A 17,956-nucleotide genomic window follows, 5' to 3' on the forward strand; every position below is an offset into this window, starting at 1 on the left:
GTGACGGCCACGCAGGTCATCGGGTGTCCATCGCGCTCGGGCCGGATTCGGTCGCCGGGCCAGACCAGGACGGAATGCTTCATATGACCGCGCGGGCGCCTGGATGCGGGATCGGGAAAGCGACCGGATTACCAAGCGCAATGCACGACTTGAACGGCACGCCACCAGTTGGAGAATTCCGGGGCCGGGGCGCAAGTCCCCAGCCCCGCAGACCGCGCGCCTTCAGTCCTCGTCGGCGGCGAGGCGCGAGAGGACCTCGCCCCTGCCGCGCAGCCGCAGGATCATCGGCACGACCAGCGCCAGCGCCGCCGCGAAGAGGATCCCGGCCGAAACCGGCGTCGAGACCAGGGTCGTCCAGTCCCCTTGCGAGATCGACAAGGCGCGGCGAAGCTGGCTTTCGGCCATGGGCCCCAGGATCAGCCCGACCACGACCGGCGCGATCGGATAGCCGTAAAGCCGCATCGCAAAGCCCATGAGGCCAAAGACCAACAGCATCGCCAGCTCGACCGGGGAAGGGTTCATCCCGATGGTCCCGAGCGTCGCGAAGGTCAGGATGCCCGCGTAAAGCCAGGGCTTGGGGATGGTCAGCAGTTTGACCCAAAGCCGGATCATCGGCAGGTTCAGGACCAAGAGCATGACATTGGCGATCAGAAGGCTCGCGATCAGCCCCCAGACCAATTGCGGCGAGGTGACGAACAAAAGGGGCCCCGGTTGCAGGCCGAATTGCTGGAACCCCGCCAACAGGATGGCGGCCGTGGCCGATGTGGGCAGGCCAAGGGTCAGCAAGGGCACCAGGGTTCCGGCGGCGGAGGCGTTGTTGGCGGCCTCGGGGCCGGCCACGCCCTCGATGGCGCCATGGCCGAACTCTTCTGGGTTCTTGGCCAGGCGTTTCTCGGCGGCATAGGACAGAAGCGTTCCGATCTCGGCCCCGCCTGCGGGCATGGCGCCGATGGGAAAGCCTATGGCCGTGCCGCGCAGCCAGGGCTTCCAGGACCGCGCCCAATCGGCGCGCGTCATCCAGACCGAGCCCTTGACGGCCTCGATCTTGTCGGCCCCCATGGCGCCCTGGCCTGCGACGAAAAGGGCCTCGCCGATGGCAAAGAGGGCGACGGCGAGCGTCGTGACCTCGACCCCGTCCAGCATCTCGGGCACCCCGAAGGCCAGCCGCGCCTGGCCGGTCAATTGGTCGATGCCCACCAGCGCGAGGAAGAGGCCCACGAACAGCGAGGTCAGGCCCTTGATCGCCGAATCGCCAAAGGCGGCCGAGACGGTGACGAAGGCCAGGACCATCAGGGCGAAATACTCGCGCGGGCCGAAGATCAGGGCCAGCTTGACGATATGGGGGGCGAGGAAGGCCAGGGCCAGGGTCGCGATCAGCCCCGCGACAAAGGAGCCGATGGCGGCGGTGGCGAGCGCAGGCCCTCCGCGTCCGGCGCGGGCCATCTTGTTGCCCTCCAGCGCCGTGACGATGGAGGCGCTTTCCCCGGGTGTGTTCAAGAGGATCGAGGTGGTCGAGCCGCCATACATCCCCCCGTAATAGATCCCCGCGAACATGATGAGCGAGCCCGCCGGGTCGAGCCCATAGGTGACCGGCAAGAGCAGGGCCACGGTCAGCGCCGGGCCGATGCCGGGAAGCACGCCCACGGCGGTGCCCAGCGTCACCCCGATCAGGGCGTAAAGCAGGATCATCGGGTCCATGGCCATGCCAAGGCCCTGGATCAGAAAGTCGAATGTCGTCACCTTATCCCCCAAAGACCAGGGTTTCGATCCAGCCCGCCGGCAGATGCAACTGCAATATCTGGTCAAAGACGCCGTAGATGGCGAAGGCCAGCACCAGGCCAAGCGGCAGCGTCAGGCGCAGGGGTTTGCCCAGGCCCGCAGCGGTCAGGGCGAACAAGAGCCCGGAGGCCAGCGTGAAGCCCAGGGGCTTCAACAGCAAAAGCTGCGCCAGCAGCCCCGCCACGATCCACAGGACCGGCGCCGGGCTCACCCGGGGCGCAGGCTGTCCAAGGCCGCGCAGGCCAGCCCAGACATGGGCCCCCGACAGCGCCATGAGGGCCGCGCCCACGACCTTGGGCAGACCGCCCGAACCCATGCCCGCATAGCCGCCCTTGTCGGGCAGGGCAAAGCCCTGCCAGAGGGCCAGCGCGCCAAGCCCCGCCAGGAGCCCCGCGATGAGGAAGGTCGCCCCCTGGGGGCGACCTCCGGTTCCGCGCAGATCGCGGATCATTTCACCAGACCAATGTCTTTCAGGACAGCCGTCGTGGCCTCGATCTCGACCGCGAGCTGCTTGTCGAAATCGGCGCCGGACAGATAGGTGTTGGCCCAGCCCTTGGTCTCGAGCAGGCTCTTCCAGCCAGCCGAGTTCACCAGCTTGTCGATATCGGCGGTGACGGCGGCCTTTTGCTCGTCGGTCAGGCCCGGAGCCGCCGCGACCATGCGCCAGTTCTGGACATTCACGTCATAGCCCGATTCCATCAGCGTCGGCGCATCGGTGCCAGCCCATTTCTCGGCGGTGGACACGGCCAGGATGCGCATGGTGCCCGCCTCGACCTGGGGCAGGAACTCGCCCACGCCCGAGATGCCCACAGTGACCTGGTTGCCGAGGATCGCCGCCAGGGCCTCGCCGCCGCCCGAGAAGGCGACATAGTTGATCTTGGTCGGGTCGATCCCCGCCGCCTTGGCCAGAAGACCCACGGTGATGTGGTCGACACCGCCCGCCGAGCCGCCCGCCCAGGAGACGGCGCCCGGATCGGCCTTCATGGCGTCAACCAGCTCGTTGATCGTCTGGATGGGCGAAGAGGCCGAAACCGCGATGGCCACGGCCTCGCCGGTCAGCCGGGCGATGGGGGTGACATCGGCCAGGGACACCGGCGATTCATTGGTCAGGATGGCGCCCACCATGACATAGCCGCCGACGATGAGCTGGCTGGGATCTCCGCTCGCCGTCGAGGCGAATTGCGCCAGGCCCACCGTGCCGCCCGCGCCGGGGACGTTCTGGACCTGGACCGAACCCGCAATGCCCTCGGCCACCATGACCTCTTGCATCGAGCGCGCCGTGCTGTCCCAGCCGCCGCCCGGCGAGGCCGGGGCCATGATCATGTAGTCATTCGCAAAAGCCGGAATGGCCAGAACAGCCGCCAGCGCCGCGCCCAAGAGCGTGTGCTTCATCTTGATTCTCCTCCCAAGGCACGGGTTCCCATGCCGATTTCGCGGGAAGGCACCTCCTCGTGCCCGCCCTGGGGGACAATCCATCACACAAACCTGTCATCTGGCTGACATGTCCAGCGCCTGGTGCCACAGCCGCAGGAACCGGCGCCGCTTGGCCTGGTCCAGGTAGACCAGGACCCCCGGGCTGACCGACACGGGACGAAGCTGATCGCCGAGCGCCGCGATCATCGCCCGGGCGGAATTGGCATCCGACACTTCCAGGCTGACGGCGGGCAGGCGCAGTTTTTCGGACAGGATCGTCTGGCCCTCGCGGCTCATGAGAAAGGCCAGGAAGTCGCGGCCCAGGTCGGGAGAGGCTGCGGCACGCGGCACCAGCGCCACCCGCGACACCACTACCGTGAAGTCGCGCAGAAGGACCAGCCCCAGGTCGGGCCGCGCCCGCGCCTGGTCGGCGGCGTAAGAGCCCAGGATGTTGTAGCCCAGGGCCAGCCGCCCATCGGCGACGCGGTCGATGATCTCCTGGCTCGTGGCGAACCGTTGCAGCCCCGCCGCCGACATCGCGCGCAGAAGCGACCAGATGTCGGGGAAATGCTCGGCATCGCGGGCCAGGAACAGGTAGCCGACATTCGACCTTTCGATGTCATAGGTCCCGATGCGGGCCTGCTCCGCGGGTGCGGTCTTCAGCCACTCCATCAGTTCAAGCCGCGACTGGGGCGGGCCATCGGGGAAGCTGGGGCGGTGATAGACCAGGACGCCGGGCTCGAAGGTCAGGGCAAAGGCCAGGTCCTGCCACTTGGCCCAGTCGGGCCAACCCTGGGCCTCGGGGACCTGGGCGGGCTGGGCATAGCCGTCATTGGCCAGCTTGATCTGCACATCCATGGCCGAAGAGAAGATGACATCCGCCGTGGGCTGGCCCGCATCGGTCTCTGCCATGACGCGCGCCGCGATCTCGGAGGCCAGGAGGTCCTCGTAGCGCAGGCTGACCTCGGGGCGCGTCGCCTGGAAGGCCGCGATCAGGGGCTCGGCCAGACGGTTGTCGAGCGTGGAATAGATCACCAGCACCTGGTCGCCGGTCCCGGGATAGGTCCGCAGCTCGGCCCGGGCCTGGGTCGCAAGGGTCAGAAGGATCAGGGTCAGAAGGAGGCGCATGGGGCGCAGAGTGCCCAAACCAAGCCCGGTTCACAACAGCCGCCTTTCGGGACTAGACTGGCCGCCCGGGAGGAGAAGATGCGGATACTGGTGGTAGAGGACGACCTGCCCCTGGCCGAGGCGCTGAGCACGCTTTTGGCCTCGTCGGGCTATGCGGTGGACCTGGTCCATGACGGCGCCTCGGCCGAGGCGCTGGTGGCGGTCGAGGCCTTTGACCTGGTGATCCTGGACCTGAACCTGCCGCAGATGGATGGGCTGGCGGTGCTGGGGGCGATGCGGGCCCGGGGCAATGCGGCGGCGGTGATGATCCTGACGGCGCGGGGGGCGTCGGAGGAACGGGTGCGGGGGCTGGACCTCGGCGCCGACGACTACATGGCCAAGCCCTTCGACGTGCGCGAGTTCGAGGCCCGGGTGCGGTCCCTCTTGCGCCGCCAGGCGGGGCTGCGCTCGGCGCAGATCAGCCTGGGCGCGCTGACCCTGGACCTGACCAGCCGCCAGTTTGCCCTGGCCGACCAGGTCCTGGACCTGCCGCCCCGCGAACGCGCGCTCCTGGAGCTCTTGGTGACCCGGGCGGGCAAGGTCGTGACCAAGGAGGCCATAGTTCAGTCGCTGACCTCCTTGGACGACATGCTGTCGGACAATGCGATCGAGCAATATGTCTCGCGCCTGCGCCGCCGCATCGCGCCCCAGGGCTTGAGCCTGCGAACCGTGCGCGGCATCGGCTACCTCCTGGAAAAGACCCCGTGAGCCGGCCCTATTCGCTGCGCCGGCGGCTTTTGCTGTGGCTTTTCCTCGCCTCGGCCGGGATCGGGCTTCTGGCCCTGGCCGATACGCGGGCCGAGGCGCTGCGGACAGCGCAAAGCGTCTCGGACCGGGTGCTCTTCGGCTCGGCCCTGGCGATTGCCGAAAGGGTGACGGTGGATGAAAGCGGCGGGCTCGAGGTCGACATGCCTTACGCCTCGCTGGAGATGCTGACCTCGACCGCCGAGGACCGGGTGTTTTACCGCGTCGACGGGCCGGGGACCTTTCTGACGGGCTATGCCGACCTGGCCCAGGCGCCCGAGGGGCCCGAGGGCGTCAGCTTTGCCGATGGCAGCTATCGCGGGGTGGATCTGCGCATCGCCACCCTGCGGCGCGAGGTCTCGACCGGGGCGCAGTCGATCCCCTTTGCCGTCACGGTGGCGGAATCGACCCTGGCGCGGGGGGAACTCGCACGGGCGATCCTGTGGCGTTCGGCCCTGCGGCTGGCGGTCCTGGGGCTGGGCGTGGCCGCCGTGGTCTGGCTGGCGGTGACGCTGGCGCTGCGGCCGCTGGACCGGCTGGGCGCGGTCATCGGCTCGCGCTCGCCGGGGGATTTGCGGCCGGTGACGGCGGATGTGCCGCAAGAGGTCGCGGCGCTGGTGGGCGCCATCAACTCCTTCATGGCCCGGCTCGAGACGGCGCTCGAAGCCTTGCGAAACTTCACCGGCAATGCCAGCCACCAGTTGCGCACCCCCCTGGCCGTGGTGCGCACCCAACTGGCGCTGATCGACCGCAGCGAGACCCCCGGCGCGCGCGAGGCCTCTGCCGCCAAGGCCAGGGCCGCGCTGGAGCGGGCGGAGCGGGTCCTGGCCCAGCTTCTGGTCCTGGCGCGGGTCGATGCGGCCAACGGCGTCGCGGTCCTGCATCCGGTGGCGCTTGGCGCCCTGGCCAAGGCGCTGGTGGCCGAGATGGTCCCCCTGGCGCTGCAACGGGGCCTGGACCTGGGCTTCGAGGGCCCCGAGGACGAGGCTTTTGCCCTGGCCGAACCCGTGCTGCTGACCGAGCTTCTGAACAACCTTCTCGCCAATGCCCTGTCCTATGCGGGGGCGGGGGCCATGGTGACGCTGCGGGTCCGGCCCGAGGGCGAAGCGGTTGTCCTGGAGGTCGAGGACAATGGTCCGGGCCTGACCCAGGCCCAGATCGCCCGGGCCCATCTGCGGCGGGCCGCCAAGGCCGGGCCGCAAGACCCCGGCGCGGGCTATGGCTTTGGCCTGGCCATCACGACCGAGATCGCGGCGCTCTTCGATGCGGGGTTCACCTTGCAGCCCGGCGCCGGGGGGAGGGGGCTCCTGGCGCGCATCACCCTGCGGCGGGCGGCTGCGTGATCCAGACCGCATCGGCGGTGCCGGGGGGAAGCGCCGCATCCGAGGGCAGAAGCGCGCGCAGGCCCTTCAGTCCAAGGTCGGCGGCCTGCCACTGCACCCCGCCGCCGCACATCAGGTGGCCCAGGCCGATGATGCCGATGACCTGGCCCCGGGCCCGTGCCCGGACCAGGTGGGTGGCGAAGGCGCGGTCCCAGACCTCTTGCGCGCGGACGAAGCGGTCAAAGGCGGGGTCTTCGGGCGATTGCGCCGCGCGGTCGGGCCGGACCCCTCCCGTCAGGTCGAAGAGCACACGGCGATAGGCGGGCGGCGAGGGGCGGGAGGGGGTCAGGCCGTGGCGCTGGCCCTCGGGCACCGCCTCCCAGCCGCCCGCCCCCACGGCGCGCACCAGGTCGCGCGGCACGTTCAGCCCGACCATGGGCAGGCCGCGCGCGCGGCACAGGGTGAAAAGCGGCATGTAAAGCGCGGGATCAAAGCCCCAGACCCTGTCCCAATCGGTGCCCGTCAGGAACTCGGCCTCGGTCAGCCGCCCCGCGACCCAATCGGCCAGGACCGGATCGGCCGAGGCCGGGAACATCTCGAAGCCCAGGACCACCGGGCCAAGATCGGCAAGGCGGCCCGCCACATGGGCCTGCCAAAGGTGATGGTCGGCGCGGTCATGCGTTTCTCCCAAGAGCACCCCCGGGGTGCGCGCGAGCCCCGTGAGCAGCGCCGCTTCCTCCAGCCCTTGCCCCGTCCCGTCCTGCCACTGGCCCATGCCGCCCCCCCTTTTGCCGCCCATTCTGGCCAAAGCCGCCTTGAAGGAAAGCCCCCTTGGCATTGCCGCGGCAAGGCCCCATCCTGCGCGCCCCATCCCGACGGACCCTGACGTGAGCCCCCCTGCCCCGAAGCCCCCCCTGACCTTCCGCGCCCGCTGGGCTGCCATGGGCAACCTCTGGCCCTTTCTGCGCCTGGTCTGGCAGGCGAGCCCGGGGCTCATGCTGGCAGCCCTTTCCCTGCGCCTGGTGCGCGCCGTGGTCCCCATCGCGGCGCTCTGGACCGCCAAGCTGATCATCGACGAGGTCCTGGCGCTGCAATCCCTGCCCCTGCCCCCGGCGGATTGGTGGGCCAGCGGCGCGGCCAAGGGGCTGGCGGCCTATGTCGCGGCAGAGTTCGGCCTTGCGATCCTGGCCGACCTCGCGGGGCGGCTTGCGGGCCTGGTCGACACGCTTCTGTCCGACCGGCTGACCCTGCGGACCTCGGTGCGGCTGATGGACCATGCCGCGACCCTGGACCTTGAGACCTTCGAAGACGCGGGCTTTCAGGACCGGCTTGAACGCGCGCGGCGGCAGGCCAGCGGACGGATGACGCTGCTGGGCCAGGTCCTGGGACAGTTGCAAGACCTGGTGACGGTCGCCACCCTTGCGGCGGGCCTGATGATCTTCAACCCCTGGCTCATCCTCCTGGTCCTCCTGGCCCTGATCCCGGCCTTCCTCGGCGAGGCGCATTTCAACGCCCGGACCTATGCGCTGGACTTCTCGCGCACGGCCGAACGGCGCGAGCTGGACTACCTGCGCCAGACCGCCGCCAGCGTCGAAACCGCCAAGGAGGTCAAGATCTTCGGCCTCAGCCCCTTTCTCACCGACCGCTACCAGGCGCTGTCGGAAAGCTTCTATGCCGCCAACCGCAGGATCGCCCGGGCCCGCGCGCTCTGGGGCGGGCTTTTCACCGCGCTGGGGACGCTGGGCTATTACACGGCCTATGGCTGGATCATCCTGGCCACGCTGCGGGGCCAGTTGACCCTGGGCGACCTGACCTTCCTGTCGGGCTCTTTCCTGCGGCTGCGCGGGCTCTTGCAGGGCATCCTGAACGGGTTTTCCTCGATGGCGGCCCAGGCGCTTTACCTGGAGGACCTTTTCAGCTTTTTCCAGATCACGCCCCGCGTGACCTCTCCGGCCAGCCCCCGCCCCCTGGCCCTGCCGCTGACCCGGGGCTTCGTCTTCGACAACGTGGGCTTTCGCTATCCCGGTTCCGACACCTGGGCAGTGCGCGGCCTGTCCTTCACGCTGAAGGCGGGCGAGACCCTGGCGCTGGTGGGCGAAAACGGCGCGGGCAAGACGACGATCGTCAAGCTCCTGGCCCGGCTTTACGACCCGGTCGAGGGGCGGATCACGCTGGATGGCCATGACCTGCGCGACTATGCGCTGGAGGATTTGCGCGGCGCGGTCGGGGTGATCTTCCAGGACTTCGCGCGTTACAACATGACGGCCGCCGACAACATCGCCGTGGGCCGGATCGCCGCGCGCGAGGACCGCGAAAGGGTGCTCGCCGCAGCGACCGCCAGCCTCGCCGCCCCCGTCATCGCCCGCTTTGCCCAAGGCTACGATCAGATGATCGGCAAGCGCTTCCGCAACGGGGTCGAGCTTTCGGGCGGCGAATGGCAGAAGCTGGCCATCGCCCGGGCCTATATGCGCGGCGCCCAGGTCCTGATCCTGGACGAGCCCACCGCCGCGCTGGATGCCCGCGCCGAATACGAGGTCTTCCAGCGTTTCAAGGAGTTGAGCCAGGGCAAGACCGCCATCCTGATCTCGCACCGTTTCAGCTCGGTGCGCATGGCCGACCGCATCCTCGTGCTGTCGGGCGGCAGGGTCGAGGCCGAGGGCAGCCACGAGACGCTTCTGGCCCAGGGCGGGCGCTATGCCGAGCTTTTCGAGCTCCAGGCCTCGGGCTATCGCTAGGCGGGCTTGGCGAATTGATCTTGGGGCCCGTCCGGCCTATATTGCGGCGATGACCGCGCCCCAATCCGTTCCCCCGCCCCTGCGCCCGAAGTCGCCGGCCTCCGCCGCCGCGCCCTTCCTTCCCATGTCCCGCGCCGAGATGGATCGCCTGGGCTGGGATCAATGCGACATCATCCTGGTGACGGGGGATGCCTATGTCGACCATCCCTCCTTCGGCATGGCGATCATCGGGCGGCTCCTGGAAAGCCAGGGCTTCCGGGTGGGCATCATCTCGCAGCCCGACTGGCATTCGGCCGAGGCCTTCAAGGCGCTCGGCCGTCCGCGGCTGTTCTTCGGCGTGACCGGCGGGAACATGGATTCCATGGTCAACCGCTATACCTCCGACCGCAAGATCCGCTCGGATGACGCCTATACGGCGGGCGGAGAGGGCGGCAAGCGGCCAGACCGCTGCACGGTCGTCTATACCCAGCGCTGCCGCGAGGCCTTCAAGGAGGTCCAGGTCGTGATCGGCGGCATCGAGGCCAGCCTGCGGCGGATCGCGCACTACGACTATTGGTCCGACAAGGTGCGCCGGTCGATCCTGGCCGATGCCAAGGCCGATATCCTGATCTATGGCAATGCCGAGCGTGCGGTCGTCGAGGTCGCCCACCGCATCGCGGGCGGGGAGAAGGCACGCGAGCTGACCGATGTGCGCGGGGTGGCGCTCTTTCGCCCCGTGCCCGAGGGCTATACCGAACTGCCCGCCGACGACCTTGACTCCGCCGACGAGGCCGCTGCCCGCGTGGCCGGGCTGACCTATATCCGCCTGCCCTCTTGCGAGGTGGTGGAACAGGACAAGGAGGCCTATGCGCGGGCCTCTCGCGTGTTGCACCGCGAGGCCAACCCGGGCAATGCAAGGCCCCTGGTCCAGGCCCATGGCGACCGCGACCTCTGGCTGAACCCGCCTCCGATCCCCTTGACCAGCGCGGAAATGGACATGGTCTATGACCTGCCTTACGCCCGCGCGCCCCATCCGTCCTATGGCGATGCGAAAATCCCCGCCTGGGACATGATCAAGACCTCCGTCACCGTCATGCGCGGCTGTTTCGGCGGCTGCACCTTTTGTTCGATCACCGAACACGAGGGGCGGATCATCCAGAGCCGGTCCGAGGCCTCGATCCTGCGGGAAATCGAACAGATCCGCGACAAGACGCCGGGGTTCGCCGGGGTGATCTCGGATATCGGCGGGCCGACCGCGAATATGTATCGCATGGCCTGCAAGGACCCCAATATCGAGAAGAACTGCCGCCTGCCGTCGTGCGTCTTCCCCGATATCTGCCCGAACCTGAACACCAGCCATGACGAGCTGATCAGCCTTTACCGCAAGGTCCGCGAGGTGAAGGGGATCAAGAAGGTCATGGTGGCCTCGGGCGTGCGCTATGACCTGGCGGTGAAGTCGCCGGAATATATCAAGGAATTGGTGACCCACCATGTCGGCGGCTATCTGAAGATCGCGCCGGAACATACCGAGCGGGGCCCCCTCGATGTGATGATGAAGCCCGGGATCGGCACCTATGACCGGTTCAAGGAGATGTTCGACGCGGCGGCGAAAGAGGCGGGGAAGAAATATTACCTGATCCCCTATTTCATCGCCGCCCACCCGGGCACGACCGATGAGGACATGCTGAACCTCGCCCTCTGGCTGAAGAAGAACAAGTATCGCGCCGACCAGGTGCAGACCTTCCTGCCCTCGCCCATGGCCACCGCCACGGCCATGTATCACACCGGGGTCAACACGCTGAAAGGCGTGCGGCGCGGCGGGTCCGAGAAGATCGACACGGTCCGCGGCGGGCGGCAGCGCAAGCTGCACAAGGCGTTTTTGCGCTATCACGACCCCGACAACTGGCCGATCATCCGCGAGGCCCTGCGCGACATGGGCCGCGCCGACCTGATCGGGCCGCGCGCCGAGCAACTGGTTCCGGCGGTCCAGCCCCTGACCCGCCCCGGCGACAAGAAGCGCCCGCCCCGCATGGCCTTCAAGGGCCAGCGCTTCACCACCAAGGGCGTGCCGCCGGTCAAGCCCTGACCCCTTTTACATGCCGCAGTCCAGCCCAGGCGCCCCCGCCTGGGCTTGGCCTTTTCACACCGAAGAATCCTTTGCCAAGTCGCGGAAGATTTGTCAGACATATGTCATTATCCCGCTTCGCGCCTCGCAAGCCCAAAGGGCCGGCGCTTTCCGGCGGCGATATGCAACAGGGAGAAGACAATGACGTTTCTAAGGAGCTTGGCCGCCGCCGCCCTGATCGGCACGTCGGCCTTGACCGGGTTCTCGCCCGCCGTGGCGCAGGAAACGGTCTATGCCGCGGGCGACACGACCACGGGCACTTACATGGACTACATGAAGACGGTCTATGCCCGGGCCGGCAATCCCGAGATCACCCAGATCCCGCTGACCTCCTTCGACAAGGACTTCCAGCTGAACGCACTCGCCGCCGAAAGCTGGAGCCAGTCCGAAGACGGCCTGACCTGGACCTTCAAGCTGCGCCCCGGGCTGGTTTGGTCGGATGGCACGCCGCTCAAGGCCAGCGACTATATCTTCGCGCTGCAACATGCCGCCACCACGGGCTATGACTTTGCCTGGTACTGGGGCTATGCGGGCGGGATCAAGAACTGGGGTCCGGTGACCGAAGGCAAGGCCGATGTCGCCACCCTTGGGATTTCGGCGCCCGACGACCTGACGATCGTGGTGAACACCGAGACGCCCAAGCCCTATCTGCCCGGCGTGGTCTCGCTGTGGTATCCGGTGCCGAAACATGTCTTCGACAAGCTGGGCGACGATTGGTCGACCAATGTCGACACGCTGGTCGCCTCGGGCCCCTTCATGGTCAAGGAATGGGAGAAGTCCAACAATTCCATGGTCCTGGTCAAGAACCCGACCTATACCGGCCCCTGGCAGCCCACGGTGGACGAGCTGGTCATCGACCCCTCGCTCGGCGCGCCCGAGGTGGGTCTTCCCGCCTTCATGGCTGGCGAGGCCGATTTCGCCTATCTGAACGCGGGCCAGATCCCCTTCGTCGAAAAGCAATTCCCCGGACAGATCACCAAGAACGCGGTCTTTGCCGTGTCCTATATCTCCTTCGACCTGGAATCGGCGCCCTTTGACAATGTGAACGTGCGCAAGGCGCTCGCCGCCGCGATCAACCGCGACGAGCTGACCGCGACCGTGCTGAAAGACCTGGCCATCCCGGGCAAGTCGCTACTGCCGCCGGGCTATCCCGGATACAACGAGGCCATCACCAGCCAGGCGGTCTTCGACCCCGCCAAGGCCAAGGCGCTTCTGGCCGAGGCCGGCTACCCCGATGGCAAGGGCTTCCCCGAGGTGGAAATCTGGTATCGCGACCAGGGCGGCTATAACGGCGCCATCACCCTGCCGATGCTCCAGTACCTTCAGGCGCAGTTCAAGGACATCCTGGGGATCACGATGAACATCAAGATCCTGCCGATGAAGGACTGGATGGACGGGCTGACGGGCCGCAAGAACAACCTCTTCCTGGCGCCCTATGAATACGACTACATCGACCCCTCGAACTTCTACGGCATCTTCTACAACGGCGGCCGTCACAGCCACCACGTTCCGGCCTATGACGAGCTGGTGGCCAAGGCCGACTCGAGCCCGAATTGGGAGGACCGCGCGGCGCTGTATCAGCAGGCCGAGCAGGTGCTGATCGACAATGCCTCGATGATCCCGGTGGTCCATCCGATCACCAATGCCGTGGTCTCCAAGGACCTGGTGGGCGAGGGTGCGGGGCCGAACAAGCTGGGCTTCACCCCCTTGCGGCAGTTGGCGCTGTATTTCTACACCCATGTCGACAAGCAATGAGCCTGTCCGGGCCGGGGGGTTCCCCCTGGCCCGGGACGTGACGATCCGGGCCAGGGGGTTCGCCCTCGGCCCTTTCCCGGACCCTTGCATGACCCTTCTCGACATCTCCGACCTGCGCGTGACCTTCCCCGGCGCCTCCGGCCCGGTTCAGGCGGTGCGCGGCGTCCGCCTGTCTCTTGCCCCGGGTGAGAGCCTGGGGGTCGTGGGCGAAAGCGGCTCGGGCAAGTCGGTCTCCTGCATGGCGGCCTTGCGGCTTTTGCCCGCCACGGCCAAGGTCGAGGGGCGGCTGAGCCTTTGCGGCATCGACATGGCACGGGCGTCGAAATCCGACCTTGCGCAGATCCGCGGCCGCGCGGCCGCGATGATCTTCCAGGACCCGATGAGCGCCTTCGACCCGGTCTTCCCCATCGGCGCCCAGATCGTCGAGACGATCCGCGCCCATCGCCCCGGTGCCCCGGCCCGTGCAGAGGCCCGGGCGCTTCTGGCCCGCGTCGAAATCCGCGACCCCGATGCGGCGATGCAGGCCTATCCGCATCAGCTTTCCGGCGGCATGTTGCAGCGCGCGATGATCGCCATGGCGCTGTCGTGCCAACCCCGCCTCTTGATCGCCGACGAGCCGACGACGGCCTTGGATGTCACGGTCCAGGCGCAGATCCTGCAACTGATCAAGGACATGCAGGCTGAAGCAGGCATGGGCCTCGTGATGATCACCCATGACCTCGGCGTCATCGCCGAGACGGTGGACCGCGTGACGGTCCTGTATGGCGGCCATGTGATGGAAGAGGCGCCGACCGCCGATCTCTTCGACCACCCCGCCCATCCCTATACCCGCGCTTTGCTGGACTCGATCCCCGGCCAGAGCCCCGGGCGGCAACGGCTGTCGGAAATCCCCGGGTCCTCGCCCGACCCCGCCAAGCTGCCCCAGGGCTGCCCCTTTCACCCGCGCTGCGCCCGCGCCCATGACCGCTGCCGTGCCGAGGCCCCGCCGCTGACCGCCCTAAGCCCCACCCGCGCCACCGCCTGCTGGAGCCCGCTATGACCGCGCTGGAACTTCGGGGCCTGACGAAATCTTTCCCCCTGCGCCAGGGCTGGAAGACCCGCGACCATTTCGCGGTCAAGGGCGTGGACCTGGCGCTTGCCCGCAACGAAATCCTGGGCCTTGTCGGCGAGAGCGGCTCGGGCAAGACGACGACGGGCATGCTGGCGCTGCGGCTGATCGAGCCCACTTCGGGCCAGATCCTGATCGGCGGGACCGATGTCACCACCCTGCCCCCGCCCGCGCTGAAACCCTTCCGGCGTCGGATGCAGGTGATCTTCCAGGACAGCTACTCCGCTCTGAACCCCATGATGACGCTGGAGCAAATCGTGGCCGAGCCCCTGGTGATCCATGGCGAGCCCGACCCTGCGAAAGCCCGCCAATGGCTGGACCGCGTGGGCCTGCCTGCGAGTTTCGCCGCCCGCTATCCGCACGAGCTTTCGGGCGGCCAGCGCCAGCGCGTCGCCATCGCCCGCGCCCTGATCCTGCGGCCCGAGATCCTGGTGGCGGATGAACCCACCTCTGCCCTCGATGTCTCGATCAAGGCGCAGATCATCAACCTGCTCTCCGACCTGCAGAAAGAGATGGGGCTTTCGATCCTCTTCATCAGCCACGATCTTTCGGTCGTCCGCGCGCTGACCGACCGTGTCGCCGTCATGCAGGCGGGCCGCATCGTCGAAGAGGCCGAGACCGAGACGATCTTCGCTGCCGCCCGCCACCCCTATACCCAGGCGCTGTTGGATGCGATCCCGGCCCGCCATCCGAAGGACCGCCGCCGCAGGACCTTCCCGACCCCGGGGCTCCTGCACCTGGCGGGCGACGCCCCCGGGCCGGAGCCCCGCCTGATCCACCTGACGCCGACCCACCGCGTCGAAGCCGTCATCACTTCGGGTGAGACGCCATGATCCTCTACATCCTCCGCCGCCTCTTGTCGGTCGTCTTCACCTTCATCGTCGTCTCGATCATCATCTTCCTGATGATGCACGCCGTCCCCGGCGGGCCCTTCGACGGCAACGACATGCCTGTCTCGCCAGAGGTCCGCGCCAAGCTGATGGCGCAGCTGGGCCTGGATAAACCCCTGCCCGAACAGTATTTCCGCTATATGTGGGGCGTCTTGCACCTCGACTTCGGCGTCCCCTTCCAATCGCCCGGAGAGACCGTGTTACAGCTCCTCGGTCGCGCCTGGGTGCCGAGCCTCACTTTGGGCGGCCTCGGCGTCCTGATCGGCGCGCCACTCGGCATCCTGCTGGGCATGGCGGCGGCCTTGCGCAGGAACACCTGGATCGACTACCTGGCCTCGGCCTTTGCGACCCTGGGCCTGACGATCCCGGTCTTCGTGACCTCGATGCTTCTGATCCTGATCTTCGCGGTCTGGCTGGGCTGGCTGCCGGCCTCGGGCTGGGGCAAGCCCGAGAAGTGGATCCTGCCGATCATCGCCTATGCCACGATCCCGATGGCGACCTATGCCCGCTATACAAGGTCGGCCATGCTGGACGTCCTGACCCGCCCCTTCGTCACCGTCCTGCGCGCCAAGGGCCTGTCAGAGCGCCGCATCCTCTTCGTCCATGTGCTGAGGAACGCCGCCCTGCCGCTGGTCACCGTGTTTCTGCCCATGTTCATCGGCACCGCCACCGGGTCGATCTTCGTGGAGGCGATGTTCCGCGTCCCCGGCCTTGGGGCCTATTTCGTCTCAAGCATCGAGACCCGCGATTACGCGCTGGAGATGTCGCTGATCCTGATGATCACCACGATGTTCTGCATCGCCTACCTGCTCTCGGACCTGGCCTATGCGCTATTGGACCCGCGCATCCGGAGGCGCAGATGACACAGCAGCAGATGGCGCCCTCGCCCCGTGCCCTCGCCTTCCGCCGCCTGGCCGCGAACCGCGCGGCCCTGGTCTCGGGCGTGATCCTGGCGCTGATCCTCCTGGCCGCGCTTTTCGCGCCCTTGATCACGCCAAGCACCTATGACGCGCAAACCTGGCTGACCGAGGCCCTGGCGCCGCCCTCTGCCGCCCATTGGATGGGGCTGGACGACCTTGGCCGCGATGTCTTCACCCGGATCGTCTATGGCGCGCGGGTCTCGCTGGGCATCGGGCTGGCCGCCGCGATCTGTTCGGTGCTGATCGGCCTGCCGCTCGGCGCCATCGCGGGCTATTACGGCGGCACCGTGGACTGGGCCGTCATGCGGCTGATCGAGCTCTTTTCCGTCGTCCCGCCGCTTTTGGCTGCGATGCTGCTAGGGGCCCTGACCCAGGGCGGCACGCCCACCATCGTCATCATCGCCGCCCTCTTCGGCTGGGTCCAGGTCTGCCTCCTGGTCCGCGCCCAGGTGAAATCGGCGCGGGAAAAGGACTATGTCCGCGCCGCCGTGGCCCTTGGCGCCACGCCGTCCTATATCATCCGCCGCCACCTGGTGCCCAACGCCATCTCTCCGGTCATCGTGGGCTTTGTCCTCTCGATCCCCATGGCGATGATGCTGGAAGCGAGCCTCTCTTTCCTTGGCATCGGCGTCGCCCCCCCGGTGCCCTCCTGGGGGCAGATGATCAACGTCGGGATGAACTTCATGTATTTCTACTGGCACATGGCGGTCTTCCCCACGGCCGCCCTTGCCGTGACGGTCCTTGCCACCACCCTTTTCGGAGACGGTCTGCGCGATGCGCTGGACCCGACCACGAAATCCCGCTGAAAGAGCCCGATGACCAACCTCGCCCCCCTCTTCCTGCTCGACCCCGACGTGGTCTTCCTGAACCACGGCTCCTATGGCGCCTGCCCCAGGCCCGTCTTCCAGGCCTACCAGGACTGGCAACTTCGCCTTGAACGTCAGCCGGTGGAGTTCCTGGACAGCCGCCGGGCGCTCTCGCCCCGCACCCAGGCGGTGCGCGAGGCCATGGGCCGCGCCTTTGGCGCCGACCCCGATGACATCGTGGCCCAGGTCAATGCGACCCAGGCCCTGAACATCGTGGCCCAGTCGCTGGACCTGGCCCCGGGCGACGAGATCCTGACCACCGACCACGAATATGCCGCGCTGGAAAAGACCTGGGCCTATGTCTGCCAGCGCACGGGCGCGCGCATCGTCCCCGTCACCGTGCCCCTGCCGCTGATGGAGGAGGCGCAGTTCACCGACACGCTCATCGCGGCCATGGGGCCGAAAACCCGGGTGCTCTTCCTGTCGCACATCACCTCTGCCACGGCGATGCTCTTTCCGATCGCGCGCGCCGTGGCCGAGGCGCGGGCGCGGGGCATCCTGTCGGTCATAGACGGCGCCCATACGCCGGGGCATATCCCCCTGGACCTCGACGCGCTCGGCGCCGATTTCTACGCGGGCAATTGCCACAAATGGCTGATGGCGCCCAAGGGATCGGCCTTCCTGCATGTCCGCCGCGACTGCCAGGCCATGATCCGCCCCACCACGATCAGCCACGGCTGGGAGGCGGGGAAGCACGGCCAGGACCCCGGCCCCTTCGGCCACAGCGCTTTCATTGACTCCCTGGAGGTGCAGGGCACCCGCGATCCCGCCGCCTTCCTCGCCGTCACGGCAGCGATGGACTTCCGCGAGGCCCATGGCTGGGACGCCATCGCCCAGCGCTGCCAGGCCATGGCCGCCGAGACCGGCGCGCGGTTGGCGAAGCTGACCGGCCTCCCCCCCCTCTGCGCCGAAGAGTTCCGCGCGCCGCAGATGTTCCCCGTCCGCCTGCCGCCCTTCGACCCGGCCCAGCTGCAACCCCTCTTGATGGAGCGCTACCGGATCGAGATCCCCTGTTACCAATGGCAGGACCACCACATCGCCCGCTTCTCGGTCCAGGGCTATACGCGCCAATCCGACCTCGACCTCCTGGTCACCGCCCTGACCGAGATCTTCGCCCTGAAAGGATAGGTTGCCCCGGGGCGTCCTGCCGGGC

At 67.8% G+C, this 17,956-nt stretch carries 15 protein-coding genes; 10 read left to right on the forward strand and 5 right to left on the reverse strand.

Annotated elements, in window-relative coordinates; all coding sequences use genetic code 11:
* Positions 1 to 222 precede the first annotated feature (222 nt).
* The 4 genes from GV832_RS16290 to GV832_RS16305 form a co-directional block, all read right to left on the reverse strand.
* A complete protein-coding gene (locus tag GV832_RS16290) occupies positions 223 to 1,740 on the reverse strand; it encodes a tripartite tricarboxylate transporter permease (protein ID WP_168775941.1) in 1,518 nt (505 codons plus the stop codon).
* A 1-nt stretch (position 1,741) separates the two neighbouring features.
* The gene (locus GV832_RS16295; protein WP_168775942.1) at positions 1,742 to 2,230 is read right to left on the reverse strand and encodes a tripartite tricarboxylate transporter TctB family protein; all 489 of its coding nucleotides are present in this window, start codon (positions 2,228 to 2,230) and stop codon (positions 1,742 to 1,744) included.
* Positions 2,227 to 3,171, reverse strand: coding sequence for a tripartite tricarboxylate transporter substrate binding protein (locus tag GV832_RS16300; protein ID WP_168775943.1), 945 nt, complete (start codon positions 3,169 to 3,171; stop codon positions 2,227 to 2,229). Before GV832_RS16300 ends, GV832_RS16295 begins: the two co-directional genes overlap by 4 nt.
* A 96-nt stretch (positions 3,172 to 3,267) precedes the next feature.
* On the reverse strand, positions 3,268 to 4,320 hold the full coding sequence (locus GV832_RS16305; RefSeq protein WP_168775944.1) for an ABC transporter substrate-binding protein: 1,053 nt from the start codon (positions 4,318 to 4,320) through the stop codon (positions 3,268 to 3,270).
* Positions 4,321 to 4,398: 78 nt separating this feature from the next.
* Between GV832_RS16305 and GV832_RS16310 the strand changes: the two genes are divergently transcribed.
* Together GV832_RS16310 and GV832_RS16315 are read left to right on the forward strand one after the other, a co-directional pair.
* Positions 4,399 to 5,067 (forward strand): response regulator, encoded by a 669-nt coding sequence (locus tag GV832_RS16310; protein ID WP_168775945.1) that lies wholly within the window; start codon positions 4,399 to 4,401, stop codon positions 5,065 to 5,067.
* The gene (locus GV832_RS16315) at positions 5,064 to 6,446 is read left to right on the forward strand and encodes a sensor histidine kinase (RefSeq protein ID WP_168775946.1); all 1,383 of its coding nucleotides are present in this window, start codon (positions 5,064 to 5,066) and stop codon (positions 6,444 to 6,446) included. Before GV832_RS16310 ends, GV832_RS16315 begins: the two co-directional genes overlap by 4 nt.
* Here GV832_RS16315 and GV832_RS16320 read toward each other — a convergent pair.
* Entirely contained in the window at positions 6,421 to 7,200 is a 780-nt protein-coding gene (locus tag GV832_RS16320; RefSeq protein ID WP_168775947.1) for a ChaN family lipoprotein, read from the reverse strand. The two genes, GV832_RS16315 and GV832_RS16320, sit on opposite strands and share 26 nt — an antisense overlap.
* A gap of 112 nt (positions 7,201 to 7,312) precedes the next feature.
* On the opposite strand from GV832_RS16320, the gene GV832_RS16325 reads away from it, so the two are divergent.
* The 8 genes from GV832_RS16325 (at position 7,313) to GV832_RS16360 (ending at position 17,931) form a co-directional block, all read left to right on the forward strand.
* The gene (locus tag GV832_RS16325) at positions 7,313 to 9,160 is read left to right on the forward strand and encodes an ABC transporter ATP-binding protein (RefSeq protein ID WP_354001974.1); all 1,848 of its coding nucleotides are present in this window, start codon (positions 7,313 to 7,315) and stop codon (positions 9,158 to 9,160) included.
* 49 nt (positions 9,161 to 9,209) lie between these two features.
* A complete protein-coding gene (locus GV832_RS16330) occupies positions 9,210 to 11,225 on the forward strand; it encodes a YgiQ family radical SAM protein (RefSeq protein ID WP_168775949.1) in 2,016 nt (671 codons plus the stop codon).
* A gap of 180 nt (positions 11,226 to 11,405) precedes the next feature.
* The gene (locus tag GV832_RS16335) at positions 11,406 to 13,019 is read left to right on the forward strand and encodes a peptide ABC transporter substrate-binding protein (RefSeq protein ID WP_168775950.1); all 1,614 of its coding nucleotides are present in this window, start codon (positions 11,406 to 11,408) and stop codon (positions 13,017 to 13,019) included.
* An 88-nt stretch (positions 13,020 to 13,107) separates the two neighbouring features.
* A complete protein-coding gene (locus GV832_RS16340; RefSeq protein WP_168775951.1) occupies positions 13,108 to 14,058 on the forward strand; it encodes an ABC transporter ATP-binding protein in 951 nt (316 codons plus the stop codon).
* A complete protein-coding gene (locus GV832_RS16345) occupies positions 14,055 to 14,960 on the forward strand; it encodes an ATP-binding cassette domain-containing protein (protein WP_168775952.1) in 906 nt (301 codons plus the stop codon). Before GV832_RS16340 ends, GV832_RS16345 begins: the two co-directional genes overlap by 4 nt.
* Positions 14,957 to 15,880 (forward strand): ABC transporter permease, encoded by a 924-nt coding sequence (locus tag GV832_RS16350; protein ID WP_168775953.1) that lies wholly within the window; start codon positions 14,957 to 14,959, stop codon positions 15,878 to 15,880. Before GV832_RS16345 ends, GV832_RS16350 begins: the two co-directional genes overlap by 4 nt.
* Entirely contained in the window at positions 15,877 to 16,743 is an 867-nt protein-coding gene (locus GV832_RS16355) for an ABC transporter permease (protein WP_168775954.1), read from the forward strand. The genes GV832_RS16350 and GV832_RS16355 overlap by 4 nt, the downstream gene beginning before the upstream one ends.
* 9 nt (positions 16,744 to 16,752) lie before the next feature.
* Positions 16,753 to 17,931: an aminotransferase class V-fold PLP-dependent enzyme gene (locus GV832_RS16360; RefSeq protein WP_168775955.1), complete on the forward strand. Its 1,179-nt coding sequence runs from the start codon at positions 16,753 to 16,755 to the stop codon at positions 17,929 to 17,931.
* Positions 17,932 to 17,956 lie beyond the last annotated feature (25 nt).

It is taken from the genome of Stagnihabitans tardus (genome assembly GCF_009925085.1).
Taxonomy (GTDB): domain Bacteria; phylum Pseudomonadota; class Alphaproteobacteria; order Rhodobacterales; family Rhodobacteraceae; genus Stagnihabitans; species Stagnihabitans tardus.